The sequence below is a fragment of the Vibrio sp. 14G-20 genome (assembly GCF_026241515.1).
GTDB lineage: Bacteria > Pseudomonadota > Gammaproteobacteria > Enterobacterales > Vibrionaceae > Vibrio.
On record NZ_JAPHPW010000007.1, the window covers coordinates 83,548 to 98,738 of the forward strand.

General features: G+C 46.2%; 13 protein-coding genes. 3 read left to right on the forward strand and 10 right to left on the reverse strand.

Annotated features, from left to right (window positions below; translation table 11 throughout):
- Nucleotides 1-135: 135 nt before the first annotated feature.
- The 5 genes from OQJ75_RS08295 to OQJ75_RS08315 all read right to left on the reverse strand — a co-directional run bounded on the left by OQJ75_RS08295 (nucleotide 136) and on the right by OQJ75_RS08315 (nucleotide 3,986).
- Nucleotides 136-480: a ribosome recycling factor family protein gene (locus OQJ75_RS08295; protein ID WP_265972480.1), complete on the reverse strand. Its 345-nt coding sequence runs from the start codon at nucleotides 478-480 to the stop codon at nucleotides 136-138.
- Between the two features lie 218 nt (nucleotides 481-698).
- Entirely contained in the window at nucleotides 699-1,931 is a 1,233-nt protein-coding gene (locus OQJ75_RS08300; protein WP_265972479.1) for a MalY/PatB family protein, read from the reverse strand.
- A 121-nt stretch (nucleotides 1,932-2,052) separates the two neighbouring features.
- Nucleotides 2,053-2,520, reverse strand: coding sequence for an OsmC family protein (locus OQJ75_RS08305; protein WP_265972477.1), 468 nt, complete (start codon nucleotides 2,518-2,520; stop codon nucleotides 2,053-2,055).
- 29 nt (nucleotides 2,521-2,549) lie between these two features.
- Entirely contained in the window at nucleotides 2,550-2,942 is a 393-nt protein-coding gene (locus tag OQJ75_RS08310) for a GFA family protein (protein ID WP_265972475.1), read from the reverse strand.
- A 108-nt stretch (nucleotides 2,943-3,050) separates the two neighbouring features.
- Nucleotides 3,051-3,986 (reverse strand): LysR family transcriptional regulator, encoded by a 936-nt coding sequence (locus tag OQJ75_RS08315; RefSeq protein WP_265972473.1) that lies wholly within the window; start codon nucleotides 3,984-3,986, stop codon nucleotides 3,051-3,053.
- A 125-nt stretch (nucleotides 3,987-4,111) separates the two neighbouring features.
- On the opposite strand from OQJ75_RS08315, the gene OQJ75_RS08320 reads away from it, so the two are divergent.
- The 3 genes from OQJ75_RS08320 (at nucleotide 4,112) to OQJ75_RS08330 (ending at nucleotide 7,253) form a co-directional block, all read left to right on the forward strand.
- Complete coding sequence (locus OQJ75_RS08320) at nucleotides 4,112-4,795, forward strand: SDR family oxidoreductase (protein WP_265972471.1); 684 nt, start codon at nucleotides 4,112-4,114, stop codon at nucleotides 4,793-4,795.
- An 85-nt stretch (nucleotides 4,796-4,880) separates the two neighbouring features.
- Nucleotides 4,881-6,104, forward strand: a complete 1,224-nt coding sequence (locus OQJ75_RS08325; RefSeq protein ID WP_416340672.1) for an MFS transporter — start codon at nucleotides 4,881-4,883, stop codon at nucleotides 6,102-6,104.
- 60 nt (nucleotides 6,105-6,164) lie between these two features.
- Entirely contained in the window at nucleotides 6,165-7,253 is a 1,089-nt protein-coding gene (locus OQJ75_RS08330) for an alkene reductase (RefSeq protein ID WP_265972470.1), read from the forward strand.
- Between the two features lie 297 nt (nucleotides 7,254-7,550).
- Here the strand turns inward: OQJ75_RS08330 and rlmJ are convergent, their stop codons facing one another.
- The 5 genes from rlmJ to OQJ75_RS08355 all read right to left on the reverse strand — a co-directional run bounded on the left by rlmJ (nucleotide 7,551) and on the right by OQJ75_RS08355 (nucleotide 15,084).
- Entirely contained in the window at nucleotides 7,551-8,417 is an 867-nt protein-coding gene (rlmJ, locus tag OQJ75_RS08335) for a 23S rRNA (adenine(2030)-N(6))-methyltransferase RlmJ (RefSeq protein WP_265972468.1), read from the reverse strand.
- A 201-nt stretch (nucleotides 8,418-8,618) separates the two neighbouring features.
- On the reverse strand, nucleotides 8,619-9,560 hold the full coding sequence (gene secF, locus OQJ75_RS08340; RefSeq protein WP_265972466.1) for a protein translocase subunit SecF: 942 nt from the start codon (nucleotides 9,558-9,560) through the stop codon (nucleotides 8,619-8,621).
- Between the two features lie 2 nt (nucleotides 9,561-9,562).
- A complete protein-coding gene (gene secD, locus OQJ75_RS08345; RefSeq protein ID WP_265972465.1) occupies nucleotides 9,563-11,362 on the reverse strand; it encodes a protein translocase subunit SecD in 1,800 nt (599 codons plus the stop codon).
- 242 nt (nucleotides 11,363-11,604) lie between these two features.
- Nucleotides 11,605-12,069, reverse strand: coding sequence for a hypothetical protein (locus tag OQJ75_RS08350; protein ID WP_265972464.1), 465 nt, complete (start codon nucleotides 12,067-12,069; stop codon nucleotides 11,605-11,607).
- Between the two features lie 246 nt (nucleotides 12,070-12,315).
- Nucleotides 12,316-15,084 (reverse strand): M16 family metallopeptidase, encoded by a 2,769-nt coding sequence (locus tag OQJ75_RS08355; protein WP_265972462.1) that lies wholly within the window; start codon nucleotides 15,082-15,084, stop codon nucleotides 12,316-12,318.
- Nucleotides 15,085-15,191: the final 107 nt, after the last annotated feature.

The window sequence follows — 15,191 nt, forward strand, 5'->3', positions numbered from 1 at the left end:
ACGTGGCTTAGCTTAATGCAGCACAGATGATAAAGCCCGTAACGATATTCCGCTGAAAAACGCAATATCGTTACGGGCTTTTTGCTGCTCGCGATTCTCTTTTCACAACACGATCGGCTTACTTAAGGCTCACGCTTATAACCCTTCATGCTCATCAATCGCACGCCTTGCTTCTGCCATTGAACATCCTGATTCCATCACTAACTGAACGACCGTCATAGAGGGTGTCGCCGCTAACAGCGAAGCCAAACACACCACAGGTTTAGGCAGTACTTTGTCTATCGCAATGGCGATCCAACCGTCTTTTTCGTGAGTGAGCAGGGTTTTAAATTCAATGAGTTGATGTTCTTGAGCCACCAATAACCAATTACGTGAACGACGAATTCGCTTCAACTGGCATCCACACTCAGTCGCATTCGCCATCACTTGGCTTTTATCACTCACACGATGTACAAAACTATTCAGTGGGACGCTAAACATAACTCTCTGCCAACAAACTTCTATCAATCATTGAAGCGCTATGTATTCGCAACTCAGCACTTCAATCACAACTCAATAAAACCATGAGTAGGATTACACAGACACAAAAAAACCGCCAGTCATGCGCTATGTAGACTCGCGGTTATTTTATTCTAATCGGATCTTAAAGCTGTACCGTTATGCGCTCTGATTTCAATGCTTGTTGTGTACTATTGGATTTAGCAGCAGCTTTTTGAATTGCCTTTATCGCAGCAATCTGAGTTCACCATAGAGCCTTGCTCAAAGCCATCAATCGCATCAGCTAAAGCAGTAAATGATTGCTCAATATTGTCACGCGAGGTGGCGATGTTCATTCGCATAAAATGATAACTCTCAGCACCAAACCAACCGCCCGGCGTTAACCCCATTTTAGCATACTCAAATACCACGTTCTTTAGATCTTCTTCCGAGAAACCTAACTCGGAAAAATCAAACCATACTTGGTAAGTGCCTTGCGGTTGGAACACTTTCAATTGAGGAATACGCTGCTCAGCAAACTCAGTGATCCATTTCACCGTATCTTGCAGATACACCAACATGCCGTCCAGCCACTCTTCACCTTTTTCGAAGGCAGCAATGGTCGCAAACGTCGTCAAGGCATTACCATGGTCAAGATACATCGCTGCTACGTTGGTTTTGAACGCTTCAAATAGCTCATTGTTGTTGGTGTACACATAGCCGTTTGAGATGCTGTGCATACCAAAGGTTTTCGCCGGAGAGCCAATCAAGGTGACAACTTTGTCGTAATCAAAGCTGGTCAAGCTCGTGAAAGCGTGACCTTCAAAGATAATGTCTGAGTGGATTTCATCGCTGATGATCAACACATCATGACGCTTAGCAATCTCGATAACTTGCGTCACTTCTTGCTGCGTCCACACGCGACCTGTTGGGTTATGTGGATTACAGAAAATCATCGTTTTTACTTTGTGTTCGATGATCTGCTGTTCCATACCATCGAAATCGATGCGATAACCTTGCTCATCATTGATGAGTGGGCTCTTCACGACCTGACGATTAGCCTTGTTTACCAAGTTCGAAAACTGGTGATACGCTGGCGTATGGATAAGCACTCCATCACCTTCATTGGTGAACTGACGCAGTAGCAACGCGATACCAGAAAGCACACCCGGCACTTGCACAAACTTGTCCGCAGAAAGGTTTAAACCATGACGCTTTGAATACCATTGCGACAGCGCTTCAAACACCCCTTGCTCATGAAATTCGTAAGAGTACACACCGCGCTCAACCAAACGATTCAGCTCTTGAGTGATCGGCTCTGCTACCTGAAAATCCATATCGGCAACCCAGTATGGGAATACATCCGTGGTGTTATAAATGTTCTGTAGCATCTGCGGTTTGCTTTTGATAAACGCATTTTCACCGTAGCTCGATGTACTCTTAAACGCTGTCATGAAGGTGTCCTCAAATAATTCTTTCAGTCTTTTTTACAATCATTGGGATTGCATGAATGCCCTTAAGACGATGGCGACATCAAAAAGACGAAACTTTTAGAAAATAATCTGAAAATAAAAATTAATCTCGCATCTCGACCTTTATCTCAGTCTTAACCGAATTCGCGATAAAGCAATTCTTGTGCGCTAAGTGGTGCAGCTTATCGAGTTGAGCGCTGGTTGGAATCTTGCTACCAATAAATACAATCTTAGGACGCAGTGTCACTGTGGTAACGGAAGAACGACCTGACTCATCTTCTTCAAGCACACCTATCGCATCATCAACATAAGATTCAATGACGTACTTCTGTTTAGCCGCGATTCCCAAGAAGGTCAGCATATGACAGCTAGAAAGTGCCGCAATAAACGCTTCTTCTGGGTCGACATTCTCTTCAACAGAGAGCGGTAGTGGCACAACATGTGGAGAGGACGAAGCAGGTACAGTGACACCACCATCAAACTCCCATGTGTGGCCGCGGCTGTATTGATTGTCGCTAAAGGCTTCATCTTCTGCTTTTTGCCAGCGAATGATCGCTCCGTATTCAGACATAATCTATTCCCTTTTTAGTGCTCAATAAATTAACGATCAGCTGGGTGATTGACACCGTCGTTGGTCACCACACCGCCAATATCAAAAGGGTTCACCCCTTCCAAACAACCAATGTTAAAACCATATTCATTTGGGCTTGAACGGCGTTGATGATGGGTATAGATGCCGCAGTTTGAGCAGAAGTAATGCTTAGCGGTGTTGGTATTGAATTGATAAAGCTTAAGATGCTCTGCACCTTTGATGATCTTGATGCCATCCAGAGCAACAGAGCCAACAATCGCGCCTCTACGACGACAGATAGAACAATCGCAGCGACGCGGCTTTTCGATTCCATTAGGCAAGCTGAGCTCTAGTTCGACTGCACCACAGTGGCAGGTGGCTTTGTGAAAAGGTTGGATAACCGTGTTACCGACAACTTTCATTTCTCTCTCCAATCACGTCCTTATGTTGCAGGTATCATAACCAGAACGATGATCTCTGTCCGTAAGCTGACGCTGAGTTCGAGAGGTCCGTCATACGTAGGTAAGCGTCTACTCTTTGTCTGATCTCTCAACCAAACTGCTGAAGTTATCAAGAAGAAAATCTAGGAAGAGTCGAATACGCTTCGGCTGATATTTCTTGCTGATGTACACCACATTCAAGTCGGCGCTTGATACCGAGGTCGAGGTGTTAAAGTTCTTCATGTAGCCATTAAGCAGGGTCACAAGGCGTTGATTATTGATGTCGTCTTGCACATCAAGTACCGATTTAAGGGCAATACCTTCGCCTTTTAATGCCCAGTAACGAATCACTTCACCATCGTCTGAGAATCGCTTTGGCACAACGGTAATCGACTTCTTCGTGTCGTGATCTTGGAAGTGCCAAGTCTTGAGTTCCTCATTGCTGCGCAGCATCGCCAAGCAGTCGTGCTCGACCAAATCTTGTGGCGTCAACGGCGTTCCATGCTTGGCAAGATATTCAGGCGAGGCACACAGCACACGTCGGCTTGGGGACAAACGTCGAGATATCAAACTGCTGTCGACCAATTCCCCATAGCGGATCACGATATCCATCCCTGACTCAGCAATATTCGATAGGTTATCGTTCAAATACAGGTAAGGAATCACATCAGGATACTGCTGACAAAACTCCGACAAGATTGGCAGGATGTATTGCTTGCCGATGTCCTTCGGTGCAGCGATTTTTAATGAGCCTTTGACCTCTTTGACACCATTTTGAATCAGGTTTTCAGCCTCACTGACATTATCTAAGATCTCCAGACACGCCTTGTGATACAGCTCGCCTGAGTCAGTCAAAGACACATGTCGAGTACTTCGATTCAACAACTTCACGCCATATCTTTCTTCAAGCGCCTGCAGCCTTGCTGTCATGGTCGCAGGAGAAAGCCCTAACTCTCGTCCCGCCGCCGCTAAGCCGTGATGCTTGACGATACTGACGAACATCGCCATGTCTGAAAACTTATCCATGCTATTCGTGCTCTCGCTCTATTGTTCATTTAAACCGAATAATGAATTTATATTTTAGCTAATTATCAAAATTAGTCGAATAAATATAATGACAACCATCAGCAGAACACGCAGGAATTCAGCACATGAACAACGAACTAACAAACCAAGAAAAGAACACTTTCGTCATCATTGGTGGCACATCTGGTATCGGTAAGGCATTGGCGATGCAACTAAGAAACGAGAGCAACACGGTACACATTGCTAGCCGACATACCGGTGTCGATATCACTAACGAGAAGTCGCTCTGTGATTACTTCGAATCAATTGGTGCTTTTGATCATTTAATCATGACTGCAGGCTCATACGCTCCGGCAGGAAAAGTGACAGACGTTGCTATTGAAGATGCAAAAACAGCATTTGATACCAAGTTTTGGGGCAGCTTAAACGTCGCCAAGCATGCGGCGCGTTACATGAAGCCCAACGGTTCTATCACGCTCACCACAGGTATGTTGTCACGCAAAGTAGTCGCAGGCACTTACGTAAAAACAGCCATCAACGCCGCACTAGAAAGCGTCACTAAGGTGCTTGCGAAAGAACTCGCACCAATTCGAGTGAACGCCGTAAGCCCGGGCTTAACCATGACAACAGCCTACAAAAACATGGACGACACCGCCCGTTCAGCCATGTACGACAACGCCAAAAACAACTTACCCGCGGGCAAGGTTGGCGAAGCTTCAGAGATCGCCATGGGTTACCTGTTCGCGATTAATAACCCATACGTGACTGGCTCAATCATCGACATCGATGGCGGTGCGCTGCTCGGCTAAAACACCTTGCAAAGACACAAAGAACAATCGTTAGGGCGTATATCGAAACGCCCTAACAAACAAGAATTTACATAGGTAACTCATCATGAAACAAGAAGCCATCCATCAAGAAACTGTCCATAAAGAAAAGATCCCATTCCAAGTTTGGATACTGACACTCGCGGCTTTTGCCATTGGCACCGCTGAATTTGTTATCGCAGGCATCCTTCCGCAAATTGCGACCTCCCTTTCGATCACCGAAGGTCAAGCCGGATACCTAATCAGTGCCTATGCGTTAGCTATCGTTATCGGCGGACCAATCTTAACCATCTACCTTGCACGCTTTAACAAGAAGATGGTGCTGATTGGCTTAATGGCACTGTTCATCATCGGTAACGTGTTGTCGGCCTTAGCACCAAGCTATCCACTTCTACTCGCGAGCCGTGTTATCGCAGGCTTAGTGCAAGGTCCTTTCTATGGCATCGGTGCCGTTGTCGCAACCAACTTAGTATCTGAAAAAATGGCAGGTCGCGCCGTTGGTCAAATGTTCGCAGGGTTAACGCTCGCAAACGTTCTTGGCGTTCCCGCTGGTACATGGATTAGCTTGCAGTTCGGTTGGCACACCACCTTCTTTACCGTGGCTGCACTTGGCACTATCGCAATGATTTCTATCCTAACGTCAATCAAATCAAGCGGTCATAGCGAAGCGAAAGACATCAAGACTCAACTAATGGCATTTAGAAATCCAATGCTACTGATCAGCTTGGCGATCACCGCTTTTGCTTGGTCTGGGTTTATGACGCTTTACGGCTACCTTGCACCTATTGCCATGCACATCACGGGCTACGGTCAAGACTCAGTCACTTGGATCTTAGTGATTGTCGGTGTGGGCTTAATCATAGGTAACACATTAGGCGGCCGCTCTTCAGATAAAGATTTAGGCAAAGCTTCCATGTTTTGGGCTGTCGCGATGATCGCTTCATTAGTTGTGGTTGGCCTTGTAATAGACAACAAAATCCTCTTCGTTGCAGCTGCATTTGTCTTTGGTATTGCATCATTTGCGAACGTTCCTGCCATGCAGCTTCGAGTAATGAACCACGGTGGCGAAGGCCAAGAACTCGCAGCAACCGCCAATATTTCAGCATTCAACTTGGCTAATGCCTTTGGTGGATTCCTTGGCGGAATGGTACTCGACAGCCAACTAGGCGCAGGAATGATTCCATTCGCAGCCGTTTTTGTCCCTGTTATTGGTTTGCTGCTTATTGCGAAAGCCAACAAAGCTGAAAAACCACAGAGCAACTCGATCTTCAGCCCAGCGGAAAGTAAATAATTCTGCTTATAGCTAAAACCAAAACCATTAAGACCACATGATTCCAACAAGGTAGATACCATGAACAAATTATTCGAAACATCAGAACTCAAAGGCCTAGAACTGCAAAACCGTGTCGTGATGGCACCAATGACACGCGCTCGTACTAGCCAACCTGGCAATGTGCCAAACGATATGATGGCGACCTACTACCAGCAACGCGCCAGTGCGGGGCTAATCATCACCGAAGCAACGCAAATATCAGATGACTCTCAAGGCTACTCATTCACACCCGGCGTTTATACCGATGCACAAATCGAAGGTTGGAAACCAATAACCACAGCCGCAAAAGAACAAGGCGCTGCGATATTCTGCCAGCTATGGCATGTCGGCCGCGTGTCGCACCCTACCTTTCAAAAGGGCGAACTGCCGATTGCACCGTCAGCTTTGGCTCCAGTAGAAACTCAAGTATGGATTTCTGATGAGAATGGTAATGGCAACATGGTGGATTGCATCCAGCCAAGGGAGATGAACCAAGCAGACATCGATCGTGTCGTTCAAGATTTTGCGAACTCAGCGAAGAAAGCCATTGAAGCAGGCTTTAATGGTGTCGAGATCCACGGAGGGAATGGCTACCTCATTGATCAGTTCCTAAGAACCAACTCGAACAAGCGAACCGACAACTACGGTGGCAGTCGCGAGAACCGACTTCGCTTTTTGATTGAAGTGGTAGATGCCGTCATTGATGCGATCGGCGCGGATAAAGTGGGCGTGCGTTTAGCCCCATTCATCACCTTCAAAGACATGAACTGCCCAGACATCGTGCCAACGATTTTAGAAGCTTCAAAGGCCCTGCAAGCACGTGATATCGCTTACCTACACCTATCAGAAGCCGACTGGGATGACGCACCGGTTATCCCTGAAAGCTTCCGAGTCGAGCTAAGAACCTTGTTCTCTAATACCATCATCGTCGCTGGCAGTTACACACCAGAGCGCGCCGAAGAAGTACTAAACAAAGGCTACGCGGATCTCGTCGCATTTGGTCGCCCATTCGTGGCCAACCCAGACCTCGTATCACGCCTACAAAACGGCAGCGAACTATCAGAACTTGATGGTGCCACCCTATTCGGCGGCAACGAAAGAGGCTACACCGATTATCCAGCTTTGTAGTGAATTTGGAATTATTAGAACTGCCTAGATTTTCCTTCAGGCAAAAGAAAGGCTCGCATGACTAGTGCGAGCCTTATGCAGTTTAGGGGGTAAACCACAATCTGATATTAATCTGGGACTAATTATTTAACTTATGAGCCATTATGCACTTGTGCGCATTGATATTCTATTTTTAAATGATTCACTGCAATTAATCAATCGATAAAAGTTAGCGTTTGGTCAATTTAAACCACATAAATAACAGTGATTTAGCGAACAGCGTCTAGAAATCAATCATAAATCCCATATAAATCAGATTTATAGACTTCTCATTTGCCAATAACCCTCACCATTGGTTGCGAGCTGACTGTGTAAGTAATCGAGCGTATCAGCTACCTTTCCGGCAATGCCTTGAGGCGGATTAAACAGCAACAAACCACTGCCGATGAGTCGGTCATCGCCCTTTGGATCGCGCAGTCGCAACTCCGATTTAATCGGGCTTGGTAGTAAGCCATCTTTCACCGCTGTCACGCAGTGGTTCAAAATCAGTGAGCTTTTATCATCGGTGTACAGCGGATACCAGATCAGAGCAGACACTTTCTCCGACTGTTGATATGCCTTAACCAAGGCATCAATCACCGCAAGATACTCAGCATCGGTTTCATAGGGTGGGTCGATAACAATCAGATGATGATTATCGTGCTTTGCCACATAATCAGGCAGCGCTTTAAGCCCATCGCCCGCGGTAATGGTGAGCTTACTTGAAACATCCAGATCGCGTTGTAGCTTCTCAATATTGGTTTGAAGTAAGTCGGCTTCGTCTTGCTGAATATCGGAAAAGTAGAAGCTGTCTTGGCTACGACCTTGTTGATAGGTAATGGCCGCTGAGCCGGGATACAGCGTGATTAGTTGATTAGGATTGTAGTATTCCAGCACCGACATAAAAGACGCGAATGACTCTGGAAGGTAAGCCTTGTTTCGCCATAAGTACCCAACCCCTTCAGCAAACTCGCCCGCGTGGTTGCTTGGCGCAGTGGTGAGGTCGTAACACCCTGTCCCTGAGTGTGTGTCGATAACATTGAGACGTGAATGCTGCTGCATTAATGACTGAACCAGAGCACTCAATACCGGATGCTTAAGTGCATCACCGTGGTCGCCTACATGACATTGATGTCGATATTCCATTCCCTTGCCTCATTTCTACTGACGTCATATAAACATACTTCATATCCTAAGGGCTTTCCTGTTCAATCTATCGTTTTTTGAAATAGCCTCTCTTTTGACTAACTGTCTGACTCTTATAAAAAATAAAGCCCTTCGTCTTATTACAAACGAAGAGCTTTACTGACGTTACTTGCTAACTTGTACTACTAGCGAATAAACACTCTAAGGGTACTCACCCTCAACTTCTACTGGTGCTTTTACTTGGTAGTGACAAGGCTGTAAGCCAAGCAATTTAGGTAGGGTAATGCCGACTGATACTGAAGACCACGTACCGCTGACAATGCCGACAACCAATGCAATTGCGAATCCTTGCAGTGCCGCGCCACCAAGCAACCAAAGCGCTGATACAGTGATTAGCGTAGTGCCTGAAGTCACCATGGTGCGCGAGAAAGTCGCTTTCACTGATTCGTTAAGCAAGTTATCAGTGTCACCGTTAGGGTTGCCACGCAGCATCTCACGAACACGGTCGGCGATGATGATTGAGTCATTAAGTGAGTAACCCAATATCGCTAACACCGCCGCTAATACCGTTAGGTTGAACTCGAACTGAGTAAAAGCGAATAAGCCTAAGATAAGTGTCACGTCATAGATGATCGCGGCAAGTGCACCCAGTGCCAAACGCCATTCAAATCGTACACTCAAGTACAGCATGATCATTAGGAAACACACCAATACTGCCAAGCCGCCTTGGTCAACCATGTCTTGGCCCACTTGAGGGCCAACCACGCTGCTGTTAAGTACTTGCACTTGGTCGCTCACCGATGACAAAACATCCACTAGGTTAGGCTGTGGTGAATCCGTCAATTGGCTGTAACGCAGTGTCCAGCGGTCTTGTTCTGCCATGCCAACAACTTGCACGTCTTGTTGGAAAGCGGCATCAAGTTTTGTTTTTAAATCGTCTTTGGTTACTTGGTCAGAAAGCTGAACTTCGGCAACCACACCGCCAGTAAAGTCCAAGCCCCAGTTAAAACCTTTTACTGCCACCAGCATCACAGAGCTCATGAACAGCACAATAGAAATCACAGACATCACCTTACGAAGGCGAGTCATATTGCTGTCTGAAATATAGCGGTCTGAATTAGTCACTTTTGTTGAAGTTCTCATGCTTAAATCCTTACATCGTGGCGTTGGTCACGCCCCCAAGCCAAATTGATGATCGCGCGTGACGCAAAAATACCTGTAAACATACTGGTTAGAAGACCCAAACCTAGGGTTAATGCGAACCCTTGAATCGGTCCATTACCAATGGTGTACAGAGCCACGGCAACAATCATGGTAGTGACGTTGGCATCGAAGATTGAAGAGAACGCGCTATCAAAGCCACGGTCGATGGCACTTGCAAAGCTGCGTCCTTCTTTCATTTTGTCTCGAATACGTTCGAAGATAAGTACGTTGGTATCGACCGCCATACCGACCGTTAATACCAAGCCTGCTATGCCTGGTAGTGTTAACACCGCACCCGGAAGCATCGCAATCAAACCAAATAGTGTGGTCATGTTGACAACCAATGCAGCGTTCGCAACCCAACCAAGGCGGCGATACCATAGCGCCATAAACGTTAGAGTTAGACCAAGGCCAAGCGCCAAAGCAGCAAAGCCGTTAGTGACGTTTTCAGCACCCAGAGATGGGCCAATGGTGCGCTCTTCAATGATGGTCACTGGCGCAGTCAGTGAACCTGCACGAAGCAATAGAGCCAACTCTTGTGCTTCAGCCATGCTGCCAGCACCTGTGATTCTAAAGCGGCTACCCAATTGAGATTGGATGTTCGCCACACTGATCACTTCACTGGTTTTCTCGCTGTTACCGGCTCTGTCACGGCTGTACTCGCTGTACACGGTTGCCATTGGCTTGCCGATGTTATGACGAGAGAACTCAGACATTTTCTTACCACCCGCTGAATCCAGCGTGATGTTTACTTCTGCGCTGCCCATCTCACCAATGCCGCTACGAGCATCGATAATGTGTTCGCCGCTCAGAACGGCTTTGCGAGCGACAACGACACGGTTGCCATCTGTATCTTTTAGCGTTTGAGTGTTACGAGTTGCGTTGTCGTAAACAGAGTAGAACGCCAATGATGCCGTTGCACCAATCACGTCTTTCGCGGCTGCTGGGTCTTGTACACCCGGAAGTTCGATACGAATACGGCTTTCACCTTGGCGTTGAATTGAAGCCTCTGTGATGCCTAGCTCTTCAATACGGCTTCGCATGATTTGCAGGTTTTGTTGAACCGTTAGGTTGCGTAGCGTTCTTTGTTCATCTTCAGACTGCGTCAGAGTCAGCTTTTTGTCTGAGCTATCACGTAACCATTGCGGGAACTCTTCACGGATCAGCTTTTGCGCTTTTTCGAAATCCGCGTCAGTGCGGAAATTAAATTCCACTTGGTTGTTCACCACTTTGCCGCGGGCATAACGTACTTGGCTGGTGATCTCGTCGACCATAGCTTGCGCTTGTGCGTGGTAAACCGGCTCCATATCCACTTCTAATAAGAACTGCACACCACCACGTAAATCAAGGCCTAGCTGAATTGGCGCAAAGCCCATATCAGTCAACCATTTTGGTGCTGCAGGCTCCATCGCTAGAGCAACGGTTGCGTTGTCAAGAAAGCGCTCATTAAGCACTTCTTTGGCTTTCGCTTGTTGCTCGGCATCTTCTAGGATAACCACTAAACGTTTGTCTTTTTGAAAGGCTGATTTGGCTTGGATGCCTTCGCTCGCAAGGTATTGAGTTACCTGAGTAGCATCGATAGTTTGCTCAGAACGGTTGCTGATTTGAACCGAAGCGTTCTCGCCATACCAAGAAGGTAGAGCACTTAGAACCATGATGATGATGGTGGCGATAAGCACCACGTATTTCCACTTTGCGTAGTGGTTGATTTGTTTTCTTGGAATGCGCTTTTTCACAGTCAAGATCTCTTCTTTTTACCAATCACAGTAAATGTTCGAGCATTTTAACCAGCTAGGGTGACCAGTTATTTACTACGATTGGTATAACTAATGTTTTGCGAACACGAGCGACGACTAGCGACAACCAGAACAAGCTGATTGAACGGTAGTGATGCTAAAGCTGATGTCGCTATGTTTGTCTTGGTTAACTGGCGAGCTCAACGGGCACAAGTGACCATCGATACGACCAATTTGGGGTCAAACGATTAGCTAAGAAGTTCTCGGAAATGCGAGTATTGGATGTTGCCCTCTTTCCACCCCGAAAGCCGGGAGGACGGAGAACTCACAATGCTGGTCCAATGCTGCTTAGTATCCAACATCGGCGTGTTGAAGAGCAGAGAAGCCAGTAATGATGGGGGAGAGAAGTCGATCAGTAGATGATAAGCAGGCTCAAGGTCGGCCACGCTTTCTTGCTCGTTGCTGAGCATACGTCTAAAGGTTACCGCTTGGAGACTCGATTCAGTGTCGTGATAATTGGAACTATCACCTAAAGACACAGTGTCAAACTGAACCTGGTCGCATTCCATGTAGCTAGACGGGTTATCCGCAACAGATTGTTTACAAAGATTATTCTGCGAAGGCTGCTCTTGAGCGGATTGGATTTGGAATGGCTTAGAAGGGAACGAATAGCCGTTAGAATTCACTAAGCCAAAGCTCAGTAAAAACAACATTAAAACTAATCGGGTACCTAATTTAAGCAATCTAACATCCAAACAACATTCTCGTAGATCGCCAATCTACAATACAAATGAAATGCTGTCTTGATTTAAAACATTTTTTTAGAAAATGATATGAAGCAACCGATTAAGCGCTCTCGAAATTTAGATTTACATAGATCTAAAAGTACTTAGCGAATGGTGGAAACAAGAAAGCCAAGCGGTGCTCGCTTGGCTTTGGGTTAAGTGTTTCTGTTCGCTTTAGGCTTTAGGGCGCATGATATTCTTAACCTTACGGCTATTTTCACCAAAGATACTTTGCACTAGCGCATTCATCTCTTCTACAGAGACCGATCTCGCCACTCGTTCTACTTGAGACAAAGCTTCGATACCGTAGCCATGGAGCAGATAACGAGACACATACCACGCTTGGTCGATAGAGCTCTTCTCTAGAGGTGTGAAATCAGCTTCGAACTGTTTCACGACCGCTCGCATTTCCTCTTCAGAGACACCTTGCAGAAGGTCAGTAATCACCTTATCGATCGCCACTTCGACTTGATCAACGTTCTCCGGAGCTACCATCGCCCCGATAACCCACTCACCACTCAGCTCACTATCTGCGGATGCTGAATACGTATAAGGCGAGTAATCTAAACTCAACTCTTCACGAATATAGGTATCTAAACGAGTCGCCAGCAAGCGTTGCAGTAAGTCTTCCATGAAAACATCTTTTGCCGACATTTTAACTTCAACGCTAGGCTCAGAGATAACTCGTAGGATGTACTCTGCACTATTCACATTGTTGATCGCCAAATCAATGCGTGATTCAGTTGGCTGCTTGTAAGCCACTTTAAAGTCAGGAACCTCGGCTTTTTCTAATGGAATCGAAGCCAAGTATTGCTCAACCAAAGGCTTTAATTCACTTGGGTCGATATCACCCACGATCACCAATTGGTTATGTCTCATTTGACCAAACAGCTGCTGGTGAAGATTAGCGACGTCTTCCACAGAAACCGCTTCAACACGTTCTTTGTCAACAAAGAGGTGGCCACTGTCCTGACCATAGATATTCTGGTTTCTTGCGCGCTCAAACTGGCCAACAGGGCTGCTCAAGAAAGATTCTTGACCTTGTACAAACTCCTGCTTCACTGCCTCTAACTGCTCGGGAACAATTTTAGGCGCAGTGATGAAGGTATAAAGCGCAGCAAACGTATCTTTAAGCCCATCTTTATTAATATTAAACTCAATACCATGGCGGGTGTTGCCAATAAAGGAATCGGCTCGAATATCTTCACGATCAAAATACGCTAAAAGCTCAGAACCCGTAAATTCACCAACACCACTTCGAGCGAAGGTAGGTAACGCAACCTCAACGGCGGGATATAAGCTTGGATCCAACGCGGCTTTTCCACCGAGGCTCATGTACATCACACCAACATCATCACCTGCCACATAATCACGCAGGTACCACATGTCGATACCATTGCTTAATGTCCACTTTTGGATGTATGGGTCGACGGACATTTGTTCCGCAAGCACAACCTCACCCTGCGAACTTGGTACAGCAAAGGCACTCACTGTCGCAATCGCGAGCGGCTGTGCTCCCGTTTCGCTGTAAGTCGCTTTTAGACTATCTAGCGAGTCAATGACCGCCGCTCTGTCTTCAGAATCGTCCAAGCCGATAACAAGGAAGTAATCATCAGAAAGCAGGTCTTTGATATTGTCGTTAATCGCCTTAAGGTTTAGGTTCGCAATGAAGGTTTCTAAACTGGCTTGATAGTCTTTCTGCGACTGGACGATTCGATCAGTTACAAGCGCTCTGGTTTTGTAGTTCGCGTGGTCAACGCTGTCCATTTTGGCCCAGTCATGCTCAATGTTACCCAGCAAGTCTTGGTAGTAGTGCTGCTCGCCAACGATGTCCGTTTTCGACACGCCAAAGTCACGCAGTGATGCCAATGTAGAGAGCATCTCTTGTTGGATGACCTCACGGCCACCTGCTGGGAAACCAACACTGATTGAGGAATAATTCAGAGAGCCCATTCGGTAGTTATCGGACGCTACCCATTGAGTCGGCAGCGCTGCATCATTGAATACTGCTTCGAGTCGCTGTTGAATGATTTGTTGCGCGGTTTCATCTAACCAACGTTGATGCTGTTGAGCATGAGTTTCAACTCTATCTAAGCCACGATTAAACGTTAGAGTAATGCTCGGCGCTTCTCTTCCTGCGTATCCAACATAATCATCTTCATTGAACGAGGTCATTTTCTGCTTTTCTGGTCTCGGGGTGTCACCACGCTCCCAGCTAGAAAACTTCTCTTCAATCAAAGGAATCAAGGTTTTGATGTCTACATCACCTGAAATAACTAACTCGGCGATTTGAGGTTGATACCAAGTTTGGTAGAAGTCAGATAAGCCTTGCGGCGTTGCCTCTACAACCGATGTTTTCGAGCCCAATGCATCTTGAGATTCATACGGACCACCTTCAATCAAGTGGTCATAAAATACCTCTCCGAATGACTTGTCATCAAGACGAGCTATGCGAAACTCACCAAGAATCACGCCTTTCTCTTTTTCAACTTCAGAGCTTGCGATGTCTAGGCCGTCACCCACATCACGCATCCACGTCAAAGCAGACTGCAACTCGATGTTATCAGGCAAATCTAACTGGTATACCGTCTCTTCATAAGAGGTGTAGGCGTTAATATCCGCACCAAAGCTAGAACCGGCGTCTTCAAACAGACGAATCACATCGTTTTGAGAAAAGTTTTTACTGCCATTGAATGCCATATGCTCGACAAAGTGAGCATAACCTTCCTGTTGAGAAGTCTCTTGAATCGAACCCGCGTGCACGACTAAGCGTACAGAAACAGACTCTTCATGATCAGGATAAACATGATAGATAAGACCGTTTTCCAGCTGACCTGACTTCCACGCTGGATCCAGTTGGATTAAGTTTTCGGTAGTTTTTGATGTTGAGCTACAGCCAACCAAAGTTAGGCATAGTGCCGTCGCTAAATAATATGTTTTCATAACAACCTCTTAATGTCATTCATCGACAATATACAGATTGAGTTAACGATTATTATTTAATATTTAACCCGATGAATATCTTTGTGATCTGGATCTTTATTTTATAA

Bases quoted from the DNA above. Each gene is read 5' to 3' on its own strand.
- OQJ75_RS08330 (WP_265972470.1), top strand. From the start codon at position 6,165: ATGAACAAATTATTCGAAACATCAGAACTCAAAGGCCTAGAACTGCAA.
- OQJ75_RS08320 (WP_265972471.1), top strand. From the start codon at position 4,112: ATGAACAACGAACTAACAAACCAAGAAAAGAACACTTTCGTCATCATT.
- OQJ75_RS08310 (WP_265972475.1), bottom strand. From the start codon at position 2,942: ATGAAAGTTGTCGGTAACACGGTTATCCAACCTTTTCACAAAGCCACC.
- secF (WP_265972466.1), bottom strand. From the start codon at position 9,560: ATGAGAACTTCAACAAAAGTGACTAATTCAGACCGCTATATTTCAGAC.
- OQJ75_RS08325 (WP_416340672.1), top strand. From the start codon at position 4,881: ATGAAACAAGAAGCCATCCATCAAGAAACTGTCCATAAAGAAAAGATC.
- OQJ75_RS08355 (WP_265972462.1), bottom strand. From the start codon at position 15,084: ATGAAAACATATTATTTAGCGACGGCACTATGCCTAACTTTGGTTGGC.
- OQJ75_RS08295 (WP_265972480.1), bottom strand. From the start codon at position 480: ATGTTTAGCGTCCCACTGAATAGTTTTGTACATCGTGTGAGTGATAAA.
- OQJ75_RS08350 (WP_265972464.1), bottom strand. From the start codon at position 12,069: ATGTTGTTTTTACTGAGCTTTGGCTTAGTGAATTCTAACGGCTATTCG.
- OQJ75_RS08315 (WP_265972473.1), bottom strand. From the start codon at position 3,986: ATGGATAAGTTTTCAGACATGGCGATGTTCGTCAGTATCGTCAAGCAT.
- OQJ75_RS08300 (WP_265972479.1), bottom strand. From the start codon at position 1,931: ATGACAGCGTTTAAGAGTACATCGAGCTACGGTGAAAATGCGTTTATC.
- rlmJ (WP_265972468.1), bottom strand. From the start codon at position 8,417: ATGGAATATCGACATCAATGTCATGTAGGCGACCACGGTGATGCACTT.
- OQJ75_RS08305 (WP_265972477.1), bottom strand. From the start codon at position 2,520: ATGTCTGAATACGGAGCGATCATTCGCTGGCAAAAAGCAGAAGATGAA.